General features: G+C 76.0%; 14 protein-coding genes. 2 read left to right on the plus strand and 12 right to left on the minus strand.

What is annotated here, in order from left to right:
- Positions 1-45: 45 nt before the first annotated feature.
- From ABD665_RS17385 to ssd, 10 genes are all read right to left on the minus strand, one after another.
- The gene (locus tag ABD665_RS17385) at positions 46-1,557 is read right to left on the minus strand and encodes a DUF7059 domain-containing protein (RefSeq protein ID WP_204910183.1); all 1,512 of its coding nucleotides are present in this window, start codon (positions 1,555-1,557) and stop codon (positions 46-48) included.
- Positions 1,557-2,366, minus strand: a complete 810-nt coding sequence (locus ABD665_RS17390) for an AMP-binding protein (protein WP_204910184.1) — start codon at positions 2,364-2,366, stop codon at positions 1,557-1,559. The genes ABD665_RS17385 and ABD665_RS17390 overlap by 1 nt, the downstream gene beginning before the upstream one ends.
- Before the next feature lie 4 nt (positions 2,367-2,370).
- Positions 2,371-4,737 (minus strand): sodium-translocating pyrophosphatase, encoded by a 2,367-nt coding sequence (locus ABD665_RS17395; RefSeq protein ID WP_204910185.1) that lies wholly within the window; start codon positions 4,735-4,737, stop codon positions 2,371-2,373.
- A gap of 210 nt (positions 4,738-4,947) precedes the next feature.
- Complete coding sequence (locus tag ABD665_RS17400) at positions 4,948-5,382, minus strand: Rv3654c family TadE-like protein (protein ID WP_204910186.1); 435 nt, start codon at positions 5,380-5,382, stop codon at positions 4,948-4,950.
- Complete coding sequence (locus ABD665_RS17405; protein WP_204910187.1) at positions 5,379-5,705, minus strand: TadE family type IV pilus minor pilin; 327 nt, start codon at positions 5,703-5,705, stop codon at positions 5,379-5,381. Before ABD665_RS17405 ends, ABD665_RS17400 begins: the two co-directional genes overlap by 4 nt.
- A 71-nt stretch (positions 5,706-5,776) precedes the next feature.
- Positions 5,777-6,145 carry a DUF4244 domain-containing protein gene (locus ABD665_RS17410; protein WP_344742563.1) on the minus strand — a complete coding sequence of 123 codons (369 nt, stop codon included), beginning with the start codon at positions 6,143-6,145 and terminating at the stop codon, positions 5,777-5,779.
- 161 nt (positions 6,146-6,306) lie between these two features.
- A complete protein-coding gene (locus ABD665_RS17415) occupies positions 6,307-7,095 on the minus strand; it encodes a type II secretion system F family protein (RefSeq protein WP_204910189.1) in 789 nt (262 codons plus the stop codon).
- 1 nt (position 7,096) lies between these two features.
- Positions 7,097-7,927, minus strand: coding sequence for a pilus assembly protein TadB (locus ABD665_RS17420; protein ID WP_204910190.1), 831 nt, complete (start codon positions 7,925-7,927; stop codon positions 7,097-7,099).
- Positions 7,924-9,075: a TadA family conjugal transfer-associated ATPase gene (locus ABD665_RS17425; protein ID WP_204910192.1), complete on the minus strand. Its 1,152-nt coding sequence runs from the start codon at positions 9,073-9,075 to the stop codon at positions 7,924-7,926. The genes ABD665_RS17420 and ABD665_RS17425 overlap by 4 nt, the downstream gene beginning before the upstream one ends.
- Positions 9,072-10,175 (minus strand): septum site-determining protein Ssd, encoded by a 1,104-nt coding sequence (ssd, locus tag ABD665_RS17430; protein ID WP_204910193.1) that lies wholly within the window; start codon positions 10,173-10,175, stop codon positions 9,072-9,074. Before ssd ends, ABD665_RS17425 begins: the two co-directional genes overlap by 4 nt.
- A 429-nt stretch (positions 10,176-10,604) precedes the next feature.
- Between ssd and ABD665_RS17435 the strand changes: the two genes are divergently transcribed.
- Positions 10,605-11,384 (plus strand): methyltransferase domain-containing protein, encoded by a 780-nt coding sequence (locus tag ABD665_RS17435; protein ID WP_204910194.1) that lies wholly within the window; start codon positions 10,605-10,607, stop codon positions 11,382-11,384.
- A gap of 271 nt (positions 11,385-11,655) precedes the next feature.
- Entirely contained in the window at positions 11,656-13,080 is a 1,425-nt protein-coding gene (locus ABD665_RS17440) for an aldehyde dehydrogenase family protein (protein ID WP_344742564.1), read from the plus strand.
- A gap of 45 nt (positions 13,081-13,125) precedes the next feature.
- On the opposite strand, the gene ABD665_RS17445 is transcribed toward ABD665_RS17440, so the two are convergent.
- Entirely contained in the window at positions 13,126-14,715 is a 1,590-nt protein-coding gene (locus tag ABD665_RS17445; protein WP_204910195.1) for a RecQ family ATP-dependent DNA helicase, read from the minus strand.
- A gap of 76 nt (positions 14,716-14,791) precedes the next feature.
- Complete coding sequence (gene rfaE2, locus ABD665_RS17450; protein WP_204910196.1) at positions 14,792-16,285, minus strand: D-glycero-beta-D-manno-heptose 1-phosphate adenylyltransferase; 1,494 nt, start codon at positions 16,283-16,285, stop codon at positions 14,792-14,794.
- Positions 16,286-16,409 lie beyond the last annotated feature (124 nt).

The following is a 16,409-nucleotide window of genomic DNA, read 5'->3' on the forward strand; positions in this document are numbered from 1 at the left end:
CCATTCCTGGAGCACGGTCGGATTCAGGGGTCGTTCAGGCCGGGCTCAGGGAGCGAGCACGACGCCGTCGACCGCGAGGTCGCGGACACGCCCCACCAGCTCGACCGCGAGGGCGGGTCCGTCGGCGTCCAGCAGCCCGGCCACCGTGTCCACGAGGGTCCGCAGCGACAGCTCGCCGTCGCACGCGCCGAGCACCCCGGCGGCCGCCGTGTCGAGGGCCACCGCGCGGCGCAGCCCGCGCTGCTGGCGGAGCACGATCGTCGACGGGTCGTCGGCGCCCGGGGCCCCGGTCGTCTCCTCGACCACGTCGGGCGCGAGGCGCCAGGCGGTGTCGAGCACCTCGTCGGCGCTTCGGCCCCGCCAGGCGTCGACGACGTCGAGCTCGTGCGCGAAGGCCGGCGCGACCGGCTGCTCGACCGCGTACGGCCAGCTCTCGAACGTCCGGTGCGCCGGTCCGGACGCCGCGGGGCGACGGGCGGTGAGCCAGCCCATCCCGACGCCCTCGATGCCGAGGTCGTCGAAGTAGGCGCACCAGGCGGCGTAGCGCTCGCGGTAGTCCGGCGCCCCGGTCAGGCCGGCGTCGGCGAGCCAGAGCTCGACGTAGGCGTACGGGTCGAGCACCTCGCGCTCGACCACGTGGACGTCGAAGGTCGGGTCGAGCCAGCCGCCGACCCGGTCGACCCAGCCCTCGCCACGCACGTGGGCCCAGTTCGCGAGGACCTGCAGCACGCCGCCCTCGGCCAGGTGGTCCGCGCCCTGGCGCACCACGGCCTCGACCAGACCGTCGGAGCGGCGGGTGCCCTCGCGGTAGGTCAGCCGTTCACCGGTCGGCGGCGAGAGGACGTACGGCGGGTTCGTCACGACCAGGTCGAAGCGCTCCCCCGCGACGGGCTCGTAGAGGTCGCCCTCGCGCAGGTCGACGGCCACCCCGTTGAGGTCGGCGGTGAGCCGGGCGAGGACCAGCGCGCGGGGGTTCAGGTCGGTGGCGACGACCTCGCGGGCGTGCCGCGCGAGGTGCAGGCTCTGGACGCCGCAGCCGGTGCCGAGGTCGATCGCACGGTTCACGGGACGGCGGACCGTCAGCTGGGCCAGCGTCGACGAGGCCGAGGAGACGCCCAGCACGAAGTCGGCGCGCATCGGGGTGACCCGCGTGTCCAGCCCGGGGGTCAGGTCGGAGGCGATCCAGCCCGAGGCGCCGTCGTCGGACGCGTACGGGCGGAGGTCGACGAGCGCGACGGCCGTGTCGTCGTCCGCCTCGAGGATCCCGGCGGTGATCAGGTCCGGGACGAGACCCGGCAGGGCCCGGTCGAGGTCGCGGCGCGGGACGCGGTCCTGCAGCAGCCACAGCCGGGTGAGCGTGGCGAGCGGGTCGTCGCGCCCGGCGAGGGCGAGCCGGGCGGGGACGGTGGCGTTCCGTCCGAGCGCCGCGTGCGCCGGCTCGCCGATCGCCGCCACGACGGCGTCGACCTCGTAGCGGTGCCCGGCGAACACCGCGGTGAGCGCGGCGCAGACGTCCGGGGTCAGCAGGCGGTCGGGTGCGCCGTCGACGGCCGACATCAGCGCAGCTCGACCGCGGCGCCGAGCAGCAGCGGTCCGAGCAGGGCGGCGTACGGGGCCGCGTCGGTGGGGTCGTCGGCCGGGTGGACGTACGTGCCGGGGAGCCAGCCGGCGGTCGCGGCCGTCGCCGCGAGCTCGGCGGCCCAGCCCTGGTCGTGCACGGTCGTGCCCGCCGCGTCGTCGCCCCCGCCGAGCCGGACGAGGAACGGGCTCTGCGGGGCGAGCTCGGCGCAGGCGGCCGGCTGGAACGAGCCCGGCCGCATCAGGACGGCCAGGTCGAACGAGCCGGCCGTGGCGTCCACGGTGCCGGGCTCCGGCCGCAGCACCACCTCGTAGTCGGGGGCCCGGCCGGCCTGCGCGAGGACGTCGCCGACGGCGGTCCGCCACGAGCCGTCCACGAGGACGACCGTGGGACGGTCGACCGCCGCGTCGTGGCCGAGTCGCCGTACGGCCCCGGGGGCGTCGTCGACGAGGGGCACGGCCACCGCGCCGACCCGGGCGCAGGCGAGCAGGCCTAAGACGAGCTCGGGCCCGACCGGCAGGGCGAGCACCACGGTGCTCCCGGGCGTCACGCCGAGCTCGCGCAGCGCCCCGCCGAGCTGACCGACCTGCTCGAGCAGCCCGGCGAAGGAGAAGAAGGAGCGTTCTCCGGCCGGGGCGCTCGGGTTCAGCAGGGCGGGTTCGTCGGCACGGCCGCGGACGACGTGGCGGTCGAGGGCGTTGAACGAGAGGTTCAGCGTGCCGGCCGAGGTCGCCGACGGGCGGATGAACCAGTCGAGCGCCCCGGCCTCGGGGGTGGGTCTCGCCACGGCGTCAGCCGATGTTGCGCTCGACCGGGGTGCCGACCTCGGTCTGGGCCTGAGCGGCGTGCGTGCCGTGCTGCGTGCCGCTGCCGACGGACGGGGTGCCCGAGGAGGACCCGCCGTCGTCGTGCAGGACCGAGCCGCGGCGCGCGCTGATCACGAGCATCACGACGATGACCGCGACGGCCGCGAGGGCGATGACGAAGCGGAGGCCGTTCGGGTCGCTGCTGAGCGGCGACATGGCCACGACGGCCGGAGCGATCAGCAGGGCGACCAGGTTCATGACCTTGATCAGCGGGTTGATGGCCGGGCCGGCGGTGTCCTTGAACGGGTCGCCGACCGTGTCGCCGATGATCGTCGCCTCGTGGGCGGCCGAGCCCTTGCCACCGTGGTGACCGTCCTCGACCAGCTTCTTCGCGTTGTCCCAGGCGCCACCGGAGTTGGCCAGGAACACGGCCATCAGCGTGCCGCAGGCGATCGCGCCGGCGAGGTAGCCGGCGAGCGCCGGGGCACCGAGGCCGAAGCCGACCGCGATCGGGGCGCAGATGGCCAGCAGGCCCGGCGTCGCCAGCTCGCGCTGCGAGTCGCGGGTGACGATGTCGACGACCTTGCCGTACTCCGGCTTGCCCGTCCCGTCCATGATCCCGGGGATCTCGCGGAACTGACGGCGGACCTCGTAGACCACGGCGCCGGCCGCGCGGCTCACCGCGTTGATGGCGAGGCCGGAGAAGAGGAAGACGACGGACGCGCCGATGATCAGCCCGACCAGGGTCTGCGGCGAGAAGACCACCGACTCGTCGACGAAGGTCTGGTAGCGCTCGACGAGCACGCTGCGGATCGAGTCGGTGTACGAGCCGAAGAGCGCGGTGGCGGCGAGGACGGCCGTCGCGATCGCGATGCCCTTGGTGATCGCCTTGGTGGTGTTGCCGACCGCGTCGAGCTCGGTGAGGACCTGGACGCCGTCGCCGTGCACGTCGCCGGACATCTCCGCGATGCCCTGGGCGTTGTCCGAGACCGGGCCGAAGGTGTCCATCGCGACGATGACGCCGACGGTGGTCAGCAGGCCGCAGCCGGCGAGCGCGATGGCGAACAGGCCGACGATCCCGGACCCGCCCAGCAGGAAGGCGCCGTAGACGGCGGCTGCGATGACCAGCGCGGTGTAGACCGCGGACTCCAGGCCGAGGGAGATGCCGGACAGGACGACGGTCGCCGCGCCGGTGAGCGAGGTCTCGCCGACGGTCTTGACCGGCTTGTCCTCGGTGCCCGTGTAGTAGCCGGTGAGCTTGAGGATGGCGGCGGCCAGGACGATGCCGATGACCACCGCGCCGATGGCGACGACCCGCGGGTCGTCGATCGGGGCGGTCGTGCCCGCGCCGAGCTCGGCGAAGCTGCCCGGCAGGTAGGCGAAGGTCGCGATCGCGCACAGGACGGCCGAGATGACGGCCGAGAGGTAGAAGGAGCGGTTGATCGTCCGCAGCGCGTTCTCCCCGGCCCGGGGGCGCGTCAGGAAGATGCCGATCAGTGCGGTGACCACGCCGATCGCCGGGACGATCAGCGGGAAGACGAGGCCGGCCTCGCCGAACGCCGCCTTGCCCAGGATCAGGGAGGCGACCAGCGTCACGGCGTAGGACTCGAAGAGGTCGGCCGCCATGCCGGCGCAGTCACCGACGTTGTCGCCCACGTTGTCGGCGATCGTCGCCGCGTTGCGGGGGTCGTCCTCGGGGATGTTCTGCTCGACCTTGCCCACCAGGTCGGCGCCGACGTCGGCCGCCTTGGTGAAGATGCCGCCGCCGACCCGCATGAACATGGCGAGCATGGCGGCGCCGAAGCCGAAGCCCTCGAGGATCGTCGGGGCGTCGCCCTTGAAGACGAAGACGACGAGCGCGGCGCCGAAGAGGCCCAGGCCGACCGTCGCCATGCCGACGTGCGCGCCGGTGCGGAAGGCGATCCTGATCGCCGGCGTGCGCCCCTCGGTGCCGACGCGGGCCGCGGCGGCCACGCGCAGGTTGGCCCGGGTGGCGAGCCACATGCCGAGGTAGCCGATCAGGCCCGAGAAGACCGCGCCCGCGAGGAAGGCGATCGAGCGCGCGATCCGCAGCCCCCAGTGGGCGCCCTCCTCGTCGGTGTGGGCCGGCAGCGCCAAGAGCAGGAGGAAGGCGACCACCGCGAAGACGCCCAGCGTGCGGAACTGGCGGCTGAGGAAGGCGCTCGCGCCCTCCTGCACCGCGCGGGCGATGTCCTGCATCGCCGGGGTGCCGTCACCGGCCAGGAGGACCTCACGTCGGAAGACGTAGGCCATGAACAGGGCCACGAGCGCGACCACACCCACGATCGCGACGAGGGTGAGGTTGCCGGCGGACAACGTCGTGACGGGCATCGGGGGTCCTCCTGGGAAAAGCTGCGGGGGACGCGTGAGCAAAGGTCACGGCGGCGACTCCAGGCCAGCCAGTCGCACACGTCCTCGTGTTCAGACCGGCGCAGTCTAACCACATGACGTACTGGTTCGGTCGCTCGCCAGGCCCGCCGCGCGCGACGCCCTCCGCGACCCGCACCACGTACCGCCCGACCCATTCGTCACAGCCGGCGCTCACGCCACCGGCCCGGCGTGCGCGCGTCCCGTCAGCACCTTCGGCAGGCCCGGGACCCGGAGCCCCGCGGGGACCTCGACGGTCACGCTCACCACGTAGTCGACCTCGTCCCCGACCCGGTCGCAGCGGGTGACGCGCGCGTCGTTGGCCCGGGCCACCCGCGCGGCGGCCGGGCAGGGCGGGCGGCCCTCCGCGTACGCCGCCGCCCCGCTCAGCGCGGCCAGGTCGGCCGCACCGTGGGCACGGTGCCCGACCACGAGGTAGACCGCCGCGACCATCGCCATCGTGGCCACCACCCCGACCACCGCCATCAGGCCGACGACCAGCAGCGTCCCGCTGCCCCGCTCCCCGCGTCCCTCTCCCGTCCCGCCGCCCCGCTCGCCGCGCCCCTCTCCCGTCTGCTCCTGGCGGTCCCCTCCCGTCGTCCCGGTCACCAGTCGCCCCCGGGCTCCTTGGCAACCCGGGCCTGCGCCCCGAGCGGCACCGCGGGCAGCCCCTCGACCAGGGGTCGCGCCCGCACCCGGACGGTCACGGTCACCACCCCGGCCCGTGTCGTCGTCGTGACGCTGGCCCCGGCAGGCGCGGCCGCGCGGGCCATCCGGACGCCCTTCGTGTCGCCCCGCGCCGCCTGCCGCGCGACGGCCGCCGCCGTGTCGACGCACCGCAGCTCCACGACGACCAGGAAGATCGCCCACAGCATCATCCCGAGCAGCGCGAGGGCCGCGAGGGTGGCGACGGCCAGCTCGGCCGTCACCATCCCCCGCTCCCCCCGGCGCCGCACCGTGGACCCCGACCTCACGCCTCCGGGCACCGTGCGACGCCCCGCCCTCAGTGGGCGAACTTCAGGAACGTGCTCAGCACCTTGAGCACGATCCCGAGGAGCGCGGCCTTGACGGCGCCGGACGTCACCACGGCCAGCAGCACCCCGGCGATGGCCACCGCCGCGACGATGCCGACCGCCCACTCGGCGCTGACCATGCCCCGCTGGGACCGCCCGCCGCGGGTCGGCACCGACGCCGCCCACGCGACGACGGAGCCGTCCACCGCGGAGCCGTCTTCCGAACGGCCACCCGCGCCGCCGTCCACCCCGGCCCGCCCGTCCTGCCGACCGGGCCCCCGCCCCTCGCCGCACCCGGCCGTCCCGGCAGCCGGGACCGCCGGTCCCTTCCCGACCACCGTGTCCTGCACCTGCACCATCTGGGACCTCCTCAGGTCTCCCACCCCTCCGGGGTGCTGCGTCCGCTCGGACGCACCGGGAGTGTCATGACGCCGGGCCGGACGAGCCGGTCGGCGGCGGGGTTGTGCACGGCGGCGGCCCCGTGCGGCTCGGGCTGTGGACGGGCGGACGCCGCCCCGGGTCACCACGACAACGCCCGGGCCAGCGCCGACGCGACGGTCGGCACGACGCCCAGCAGCAGGAACGCCGGGATGAAGCAGGTCATGAGGGGCAGCACGCTGCGGACGCCCACGCTGCGCGCCACCACCTGCAGCGCGGCCTCGCGACGACCGCGGGCCTGGACCGCGTGGTGCCGCAGCGTGGTCACGAGCAGCGTGCCCGACTCGACGGAACGCGCGAGGTCGGCCGCGGCCGGCCCGAGCTGCGCGTGGTCGGCGAGCTGGAGCCAGGCGTCGGCGTCGGCCACCCCGAGGTCGGTGGCCGCCCGCACGCGGCCGAGGTCCTCGGCCACCGGCCCGTCGAAGGCGTCGACCACGACGCGGCACGCCCCGCGGACCGGCAGACCGGCCGCGAGGCAGGAGGCCATGAGCTCGAGGGCCTGCGGCGTCTGCAGCACCAGGACCTGACGCCGTCGGCGGGTGGCGGCCGGTTCCACCCGCCCGAGCAGCACGACGACCGCCAGCGCCACGACAGGTCCGAGCGACCAGGCCCAGCCGCTCGCCAGGCCGGCGCGCCCCGCGAGCAGGGCGGCGACCAGCCCGAGCGCCGTCCCCGGCACGACCCGTCGGGCCAGCGGGACGGCGTCGGACCGACCCCGCACCCAGGACCCGGCGCGCGACCGCGGCGGACGGTCCCGGGCCACGAGGGCGCCCAGGTCGCGGGGCGGGGGCAGCAGCGCGAGGACGCAGGCACCCGCGAGCAGCGCGGTGACCCACGCCCACGACGAGGGCCAGGCCAGCTCCGGCCCCACGTCAGCCCCCGGCCGCCGCGTCGCCGGCCAGCCGCTCGATCCACAGGACGCCCGCGGCGGCGAGCAGCAGACCCAGCAGCAGGCAGGCCCACCCGACCGGGCCGGCCACGAGCCACTGCAGGGGACGGCCGCCGAGCAGGTAGCCGAGCCCGACGCCGACCAGCGGCAGGACCGCCATGACCTTGCCCGTCGAGCGGGGAGCGGCGAGCTCGGCCGACACGACCGCACGCAGCGACTCGTCGGACGCCAGGCCCGACGCGACCTCCTCGAGGGCGGGCGCCATCGGCGCACCGGTGGAGGACGACACCTGCCAGGCGCGGGCGAGGTCGAGCAGGCCGCCGTGGCCCGGCTCGACGGCCCGGGCGCGCAGCGCGTCGGGCACGTCACCGCCGATCTGCTGGACGGCGGCCGCCTCGGCGAGCACCGGGCAGTCGTCCGCGACGAGCACCAGCGCGTCGGACGGCACCTGGCCGACCCGGACGTACGACGCCAGGACCCCGCACGCGCGGGCCACGTCGGACTGGGCCCGGCGAGCGGCGCGGTCGCGCGCGTGCAGCACGAGGATGCGCAGGACGGTGCCCCCGGCGACGACCAGCGCCGCCCCGAGGACGGCACCCTTCGCGCCGCCGACCACCGTCCCGAGGCCGACGGTGCCGACCGCGCCGGCGAGCGCGAGCAACCCACCGGTGCGGCGTCGTACCGGAACCCGGTCGCCCGCGGGTCCGGCCCGCAGGCGGACCCGCGAGACCGCCGCCGGCGGCCGGGGGACGGCGAGCGCCGCCGTGACCGCGGCGAGGAGGACGGCGAGCGCTGCCGCGAGCCCGGCGCTCATCGGCCGAGCATCTCTTCGAGGCGCGGCCCGCCGGGTCCGAGCCGGGTCACCCCGCCCCCGGAGAAGGCCACCGCCTGCTCGGTCCTGGTCAGCCCCGTGGCGGCGTCGCGGACGAAGACCGACACCTCGCTGACCCGCCGGCGGCCCTGCGGGTCGCGCGTGATGTGGACCGAGGCGTGCAGGGCCGACGCGATCTGCGCGTGCACGGCGAGCCGGGACAGCCCGGCCAGGGCGGCGAGGGCCTCGAGGCGGGCGGGCACGTCGGCGGACGAGTTGGCGTGGACGGTCCCGCAGCCGCCCTCGTGGCCCGTGTTCATGGCCGTGAGCAGGTCGGCGATCTCCGGGCCGCGCACCTCCCCCACCACGAGCCGGTCGGGCCGCATCCGCAGGGACTGACGGACCAGGTCGGTCAGCGTGACGGCGCCGGCCAGCTCCGAGTTCGCCGGGCGGCCCTCCAGGCGGACGACGTGCGGGTGCGCGGGCGCCAGCTCGCGGGAGTCCTCGACCACGACGATGCGCTCCGTGGGCGGCACGAGGGCGAGCAGGGCGGCGAGCAGCGTGGTCTTGCCGCTGCCGGTGCCGCCGCTGACCAGGAACGCCAGCCGGGTCTGCACGACGCGGGTGAGCAGCTCCGCCGCGCCGGGGGTGACCGAGCCCGACCGGACGCAGTCCTCCAGCGAGAACGTCCGGGCCGCCGGCACCCGGAGGCTGATGCAGGTGCCTGGGTCCGCGATCGTCCCCAGGACGGCGTGGACCCGGCTGCCGTCGGCCAGCCGGGCGTCGACGAAGGGCACGGCGTCGTCGAGGCGACGCCCGACCGACGCCGCCAGCCGCTGGGCCAGGCGCCGCACCTCGGCCTCGGACGAGAAGCGCACCGCGGTGCGCTCGAGCCCCCGGCCGCGGTCGACGAAGACCTGCTCGGGCCCGTTGACGACGACGTCGGTGACGCCCGGCTCGGCCAGCAGGCCCTCGAGCGGGCCGGCGCCGACGCTGTGGGTGTGCAGGAGGTCGAGGGTGTCGATGAGCGCGGAGTCGCTGACCACCCGCCCCTCCGCGCGCAGGGCCTCGGCGACGTCGGCGGGCGTGTGGGTGCGGCCGAGCCGGGCGAGCCGCGTACGGATCGGGTCCAGCTCCTCGAGGGCGCTCACGCCGCCACCCCGTCCGGGTCGTCGAGCAGCCGGCCGCAGAGCCGGGCCAGCGGGGAACGGGCGGACCGGCCCGGCGGCTCGCCGCGCTCCGCGGCCGGCCTGACGGTCGCGTCCTCGGGCAGCGACCCGGCCAGCGGCAGGTCGAGCGCGTCGGCCACCAGGCCCGGCTCGAGGGTGCGTCCCGGTCCCGTGCGGGCCACGACCTCGAGCACCCGGCACCGCGTCGCCAGCGACCGTGCGGCCCGGTCGGCCGCGGCCACCCCGCGGACGTCGGCCCGGACGAGCAGCAGGACGCGACCCGCGCGGCGCAGGACCTCGTCGTGCGCCCGGTCGAGGTGACGGGGCAGGTCGACCACGGTGAGGTCGTTCTCGCGGGCCGCCGAGCCCAGGACGGCCGCCAGCTGCTCGGGCCCGAGCACGAGCTCGGGCCGGACGCCCCGGTCCACCGCCAGCACGTCGACGCCGTCGCAGTGCGGGAGCTGCGCGGTGACGTCGCCGAGGTGCCCGCGCGCCGTCGCGAACCGGCTCCAGCGCCAGCCGGGCAGGTGCTCGGCGCCGAGCAGCACGTCGATGCCGCCGCCGTCCGGGTCCGTGTCGACCAGCAGCGTGCGCAGACCGGCCCGGGCGCCGGTGAGCGCCAGCGCGGCGGCCAGCGTGGAGGTGCCCACACCACCGGCTCCACCCGTGAGGGCGACGACGACGCCCCGGCCCGCGTCGTCGGCCAGCCCGGACAGCGCCGCGGCCAGGTCGGGCGCGCCGCTCGGCAGGGTCGCGACCGCCGCGCGCAAGCGCGTGGACCACGCGTAGGTCTCGACCCGGTCGTCGTCGCGGCCGACGACGTAGACCTCGGGCCGGGGCGGCAGCACGAGCCCGTTCACCTGGTCGGCCCGGTCCCGGCCGACGAGGACCGCCGACGCCGATCGCCAGGACCGCCGGAGGTCGTCGTCCCCGACGGGGTCGTGGGGCGCCAGCCCGACCGCGGCGACCACGGACAGCAGGTGCCGCGCCAGGACCGGGTCGGCGGTGAGCACCAGGACCGGGGGTCCCTCCCCGGTCGGGGGCGGCGACGGGCGGGTCGGCGGAGGCGTGGGTCGGGGCACGCCCGAACCATGGGCGCCGGACGGCCGGTCGTGCCGCTCCACGCACCACCTGTGGACGGATCCGGGCGGTCCGGGACGGACCTGTGGACGACCGGCAGACTCCGGGGTCGGATCACCAGAGTGCAGGTGGACGATCCGACGAGCAGGAAGAAAAAGCGTGTGAGCCACTTCACAGGAGCCCGACGAGAGGGCACACTCGACCACAAGAGATCGCGGGTCCCAGACCCGTGGCATCGAAGGTCCGGCGCCGGGTACCCACGCGGCGACCACCCATTGACACAGGGAGTTGCGTCCCCGGCTCGACCGGGGCCAACGTACGAGACGCACGCTCTGGTCACCCGGCGCCGGACCACCCTCGCCGACCCCGCGACGCGGCCCTCTGCGCGCGCCGAACCGGCGGGCCCCGGCCGCGCGGCTACCGTTTGCGGCATGCCTGCCGCACCCGTCGCCGGCGGCCGCCCGGGTGCCCGGCGTGCCGCCGCGCTGCCGCCCGACGCCGTCGACTGGCTGGTCGGCGACGAGCCCGCCCGCGTGCTCGACCTCGGCTCGGGCCGGGGCGCCTTCGCCGCGACGCTCGTCGACGCGGGCCACGAGGTCTTCTGCCTCGACCAGGACCCGGAGCGGGTCGCCACGCTGCCCGGTCGCCTGGGCACCCGGCTGCACGTGGCCGGCCAGGTCGAGTCGATGCCCTACCTGTCGTGCCACTTCGACGTGGTGACGGCCTCGCAGACGCTGCACCGCTTCGCGCCCGGCCTGGCCCTGACCGAGATCGCGCGCGTGCTGCGGCCGGGCGGGCACCTGGCCGTGATCTACCAGACGCGCGACGACACCGTCCCGTGGGTCAAGCGGCTGATGGCGATCCTGCAGCGCGTGGACGCGTCGGCGATGCAGGGCGCCTACGGGGACACGTCGATCGCGGAGGTGGGTGAGAGCCCGTACTTCACGGACCTCGAGCGGCGCGACTTCCGCACCTGGGTGCCGACCACCCGGGACGCGCTGGTGACGATGGCGCAGCGCCGGCCGGCCGTCGCGGCGCTGGGCGCCGCCGAGCGCGAGGCGGTGCTCGCGGAGGTGGGCGGGCTGTACGACTCCTCGGCCCGCGCCCCGGAGCCGCTGCTGCTGCCCTTCCGCACGACCTGCTGGCGGGCCTGGGTCGACCACACCGAGCTCGCGATCGACGACGACCCGGCGCTGACGATCGCGGTCTGACCGGGTCCGGGCGCAGTGAAGGGCGACGCGCACGAGACCGGGTCAGCACCCCGGGCTGTTCGTCGTCGCCCTCCACACCGGGGCTGAACCCCGGCATGCGCTATTCATACCCGTTCCGCACCATCTGACACACGGCGGCCCCCTCCGATCTCCCGGTTCGGTTCCCGGGGGCACCCTCGGGTAAGAAGTGCTCCGGACCGGTGCACGGCCGACCGGCCCGGTGGGCGAGACCCGCACCACGACACGAACGACCCGACGGAGGCCCAGTCCCGTGACCCTGCTCGACCAGCCCGGCACCCCTGCCCGCGCCAGCGACGACCCCGACGGCTCGCGCGCGATCACGATCGTCGACCCCCGCGACGGCACCCCGGTCGGCACGGTGCACAGCGCCGACGAGGCCGACGTCGCCGCGGCGGTCACGGCCGCGGTCGGCGCCTCCGCGTCCTGGGCTGCGACACCGCCGGCGGCCCGCGGGGCGCTGCTGCACGCGATGGCCGACGGCCTCGCGGCACGCGCCGACGAGGTCGCGGAGCTGAACACCCGCGAGACCGGCAAGCCGGCCGGCGACGCCCGTGGCGGCGTGGACGCCGCCGTGGGGACGCTGCGCCAGTACGCCGAGCTCGGCCCCCTGCACCGGACGCACAGCCTGCGCGGCGCGGACGTCGCCGTGGACTTCACCCGGCCGGAGCCGCGCGGCGTGGTCGTGGCGGTCACCCCCTGGAACGACCCGGTCGCGGTCGCCGCGGGCCTGGTCGGCGCAGCGCTCGTCACCGGCAACACCGTCATCCACAAGCCGTCGGAGCGCTGCCCGCACGTCGGCGAGCTGCTCGGCGAGATCTGGTCGGCGCCCCTGCCCGACGGCGTCCTGACCACGGTGACCGGGGACGGTCGCACCGGGGCCGAGCTCGTCCGGTCACCGGCCGTGCACGTGATCGCCCACGTGGGCTCGACGGCCACGGGCCGGGCGATCGCGCAGGAGACCCTGCACACCGGCGCGCACCTCGTGCTGGAGAACGGCGGGAACGACGCGCTCGTCGTCGACGCCGACGTCGACCCGGTGTGGGCGGCCGGCCAGGCCGCGCTGGGCTCGTACGCGAACAGCGGCCAGATCTGCACCTCGGTCGAGCGGATCTACGTCCACGCCGACGTGGCCGACGCCTTCGTCGAGGCGCTGGTGGCCGAGGCCGAGCAGCGCAACGCCGACGGCATGGCGCCGCTCGCGGACACCCGGATGCGCGCCGAGGTGCACCGGCAGGTCGCCGCGGCCGAGGCCGAGGGCGCACGGGTGCTCACCGGCGGCGAGATCCCGGCGGGTCCGGGCGCGCACTACCCGGCCACGGTCGTCGTCGACGTCGCCTCCGACTCCGACCTGATGCGCGAGGAGACCTTCGGGCCGGTCGCCCCGGTCCAGGTCGTGGCCAGCTTCGAGGAGGGCCTCAACCGGGCGGTGGCGTCGCGCTACGGCCTGGCCGCCTCCGTGCTGACCGGGTCGCTGGAGCACACCACCGAGGCGATCCGGCGGCTGCCGGTCGGCACCGTCAAGATCAACGCCGTGTTCGGCGGCGCCCCGGGCGGTGCGGCCGAGCCGCGGGGGGCGAGCGGGCAGGGCTTCGGCTACGGCCCCGAGCTGCTCGACGAGATGACCACCCGCAAGGTCGTCCACATCGGGCGTCCCGTCCTGCGCACGCGGGCCTGAGGCTCCTCGCCCCTCCCCGAGCCTCCGCGCCCCCTCGCCGGCCCGTCAGCCGGCGAGGGGCGCCAGGAGGTCGTTCCCGGTCACGGTGGGCAGCGACAGGGTCTTGTAGCCACCGTCGTCGAAGAGCACGACGAGCTCCTCGCCGTCGATGCTGATCACCATGCCGTCCCCGAACGCCGCGTGCCGGACGCGCTGCTCCGGCTCGAAGGGCGACGGCGGCGCGGCGGCGGCCTCGGCGTCCTCCCCGGCGGCCAGGCCGGACCGGCAGTTGTCGCAGCGCTCGCAGCGCGGCGTGTCGGACTCGCCGAGGTAGGCCAGCAGGAACTGCCGGCGGCAGCGGCGCGTCTCCGCGTAGCCGCGGACCATGTCGGTCCGGGAGCGCTGCAGGGTCTGGTAGCCCTCCGCCCGCCCCCGGATCTCGTCGACCCCGACCGTGTCGCCCTCGGCGCCCGCCTCGACGACGAGGTTGGCGATCCGCTGGAGCTTGCGCACGCTGACGCCCGCGGTCTCCGCCTGCTCCTCCGCCCCCGCGTCGGGCCGGGTGGCGAGCGCGGCCAGCACCCGCGTCACCTCCCCGCGCTTGGGCACCGGGACGGTCTGGAAGCGCCGCAGCGCCAGGTCCTCGGGGCGGAAGTGCAGCACCCCGAACGAGCCGGCGCCGTCGCGGCCCGCCCGGCCGACCTGCTGGTAGTACTCGTCCGGCGACTCGGGGACGTGCGCGTGCACGACCCAGCGGACGTCGGGCTTGTCGATCCCCATGCCGAAGGCCGAGGTGGCCACGACGACGTCGACCGCGGAGGTCATGAAGTCGGACTGCGCCTGCTCGCGCACCTTCTTGGGGAGCCCGGCGTGGTAGCAGGTGGTCGTCCGCCCGGCCTGGGTCAGGAGCTCGGCGTAGTGCTCGGCGGCCTTGCGCGTGGAGACGTAGACGATGCCGCTGCCCTCCGCCTCACGGACGGCCGCGACCACGCGCTCCTCCTGGTCGCGCTCGGTCACCGAACGCTCCACGGAGAGGTCGATGTTGTCCCGGGCCGCGCCGCCGACCACGATCGAGACGTCGCGCAGGTGCAGCCGCTCGACGATGTCGGTGCGGACCGGCAGCGACGCGGTGGCCGTCATGGCGATCGTTCGGGCGTCCAGGTCGGCCAACAGCTCGCCGAGCCGCAGGTAGTCCGGCCGGAAGTCGTGGCCCCACGACGACACGCAGTGCGCCTCGTCGACGGCGACCAGGCTCGGCCGGAGGGCGACCACGGCCTCGTGGACCGCCTCGTTGGCGAGCTGCTCGGGCGCCAGGAAGAGGAACTCCACCTCCCCGCGCCGGGCCGCCTCCAGCGCCTCCTCGCGCTGCTTCGGCGTCTCCGCGGACGAGATCCGGCGGGCCCGCGTACGACGCCCGTAGGCCGCGAGGTGCTCGGTCTGGTCCTGCTGCAGCGCGAGCAGCGGCGACACCACCAGCGTCGGTCCGTCGAGCAGCACGGCCGCCAGCTGGTAGGCCAGCGACTTCCCTGCGCCCGTCGGCTGCACCAGCAGCACGTCGTGCCCGTCCAGCAGCGACTGAACCGCCGGCCGCTGCCCCGCGCGCAGGCGCTCCCGCCCGAACACCGTACGCGCGGCCTCGTCGATCCTGTCCCTCACCCGTGCTCCCTCTCGTCGACCGGGAGGGAGTTATCCCGCCCGGGCGCGTTCGGACGCACGCGGGACGTGACCTGGATCAGGCCTCGGGCGCGAGGCTCCGGATGCGCGTCACCACGTCGGTCGTCGAGTGCGCCGGCACGAAGTCGAGGATCCGGACCTCGCCGCCGTACGCGCGCACCACCGGCGTCTCCGCCATCATCTCGGGCGTGTAGTCGCCGCCCTTGGCGTAGACGTCGGGCTGGATCAGCTCGAGCAGCGGGATGGGGGTGTCGGTCTCGAAGACCGTCACGTAGTCCACGCAGCTGAGCGCGGCCAGCACGCTGGCCCGGTCGGCGGCGGTGTTGATCGGGCGCTGCGGGCCCTTGAGCCGGCGGACCGAGTCGTCGCTGTTCACGGCCACGACGAGCAGGTCTCCGAGCCGGGCGGCCTGGGCCAGCGACGTCGTGTGACCCCGGTGCAGCACGTCGAAGCAGCCGTTGGTCAGCACGACCCGGCGTCCGGCGGCCCGCTCCGCCTGGAGCCGCAGGGCCAGCTCGGCCCCGGGCAGGACCCGCTCCGAGGTGCGTCCCAGGTGGTCGGCGAGGTCGTCGGCCGTGCAGACCGAGGTCCCGGACCGGTGCACGACGACGTCGGCCGCGGCCTGGGCCAGCTCGAGCGCCACCGACAGCTCGGTCCCGGCCGCCCGCGCGAGCGTCAGCGCCGCGACGAAGGTGTCGCCCGCGCCGCTGGCCTGCTTGTCGAGCACGGGCCGCGCCGTGGTGCGGTGCAGGATCCCCGTCCGGTCGATCAGGACGGCGCCCTCGGCGTCGAGGGTCACGACGACCTGGTGGGCCCCGGTGCGGTCGAGGATCTCGCCGGCGGCCGCACGTACGGCCTCGACCCGGGCGGTGGTCGGCGCCGTCCGGCCCAGCAGCCGGAACGTCTCCCCCGCGTTCGGGGTCACGAGGTCGGGGGTCACGGCGGCCCAGGGGGCGGGGTCGTGCGCGTCGACGACCAGGAGCGGGGGGCGGTCGCGCAGCAGCGCCTCGACGAGCGCGGGCGACGGCCCGGACCCGTAGTCGCAGACGACGACGGCGTCGCTGCGCCGGAGCACGGCGGCGGAGGCCAGCGCGGCGCGGTCGCGGAGCTCCTCGGGCGCGACCACGTCGGTGCCCTCGTCCACGCGGAGCAGGATCTGCTCGCCGCCGACGATGCGGACCTTGGTCGTCGTCCGCACCTCGGGCGCGAGCAGCAGGCCGGTCACGTCGACGCCGGCCGCGACCAGGAGGCTCCGCAGCATGTGGCCGGCCTCGTCGTCGCCGGCGACGCCGACCAGGCTCACCTGCGCGCCGAGCGCGGCGAGGTTCACGGCGGTGTTGGCCGCGCCGCCCGGCACGTGCCGGCGCTCGAACACCTCGACCACGGGCGCGGGCGCCTCGCGGGACATGCGCTCGGTGCGGCCCCGCCACCAGCCGTCGAGGATCGGGTCGCCGACCACCGTCACCCGGGGTGCGCGGTCGCGCAGCAGCAGCGGCAGCTCCGGCCCGAGGAGCCGCCCGCGGCCCCCGTCTTCCCAACCAGCTGAGCGCACCGGGTGCTCCTTCCCTCGAGACGAACCTTCATCGTGACCGAAGGAGCGGCTCTGCTCCGGGGAGCCCGCGGCGGCGCCGAGCGACGGCGGGCGCGTACGGGTGGGTGGTTCCGGCGTGCGGTCC

Source organism: Microlunatus spumicola, assembly GCF_039536445.1.
Taxonomy (GTDB): domain Bacteria; phylum Actinomycetota; class Actinomycetes; order Propionibacteriales; family Propionibacteriaceae; genus Microlunatus; species Microlunatus spumicola.

Coding starts and splice junctions, on each gene's coding strand:
- ABD665_RS17385 (WP_204910183.1), bottom strand. CDS start 1,557: ATGTCGGCCGTCGACGGCGCACCCGACCGCCTGCTGACCCCGGACGTC.
- ABD665_RS17395 (WP_204910185.1), bottom strand. CDS start 4,737: ATGCCCGTCACGACGTTGTCCGCCGGCAACCTCACCCTCGTCGCGATC.
- ABD665_RS17405 (WP_204910187.1), bottom strand. CDS start 5,705: ATGGTGACGGCCGAGCTGGCCGTCGCCACCCTCGCGGCCCTCGCGCTG.
- ABD665_RS17410 (WP_344742563.1), bottom strand. CDS start 6,145: ATGGTGCAGGTGCAGGACACGGTGGTCGGGAAGGGACCGGCGGTCCCG.
- ABD665_RS17420 (WP_204910190.1), bottom strand. CDS start 7,927: ATGAGCGCCGGGCTCGCGGCAGCGCTCGCCGTCCTCCTCGCCGCGGTC.
- ABD665_RS17435 (WP_204910194.1), top strand. CDS start 10,605: ATGCCTGCCGCACCCGTCGCCGGCGGCCGCCCGGGTGCCCGGCGTGCC.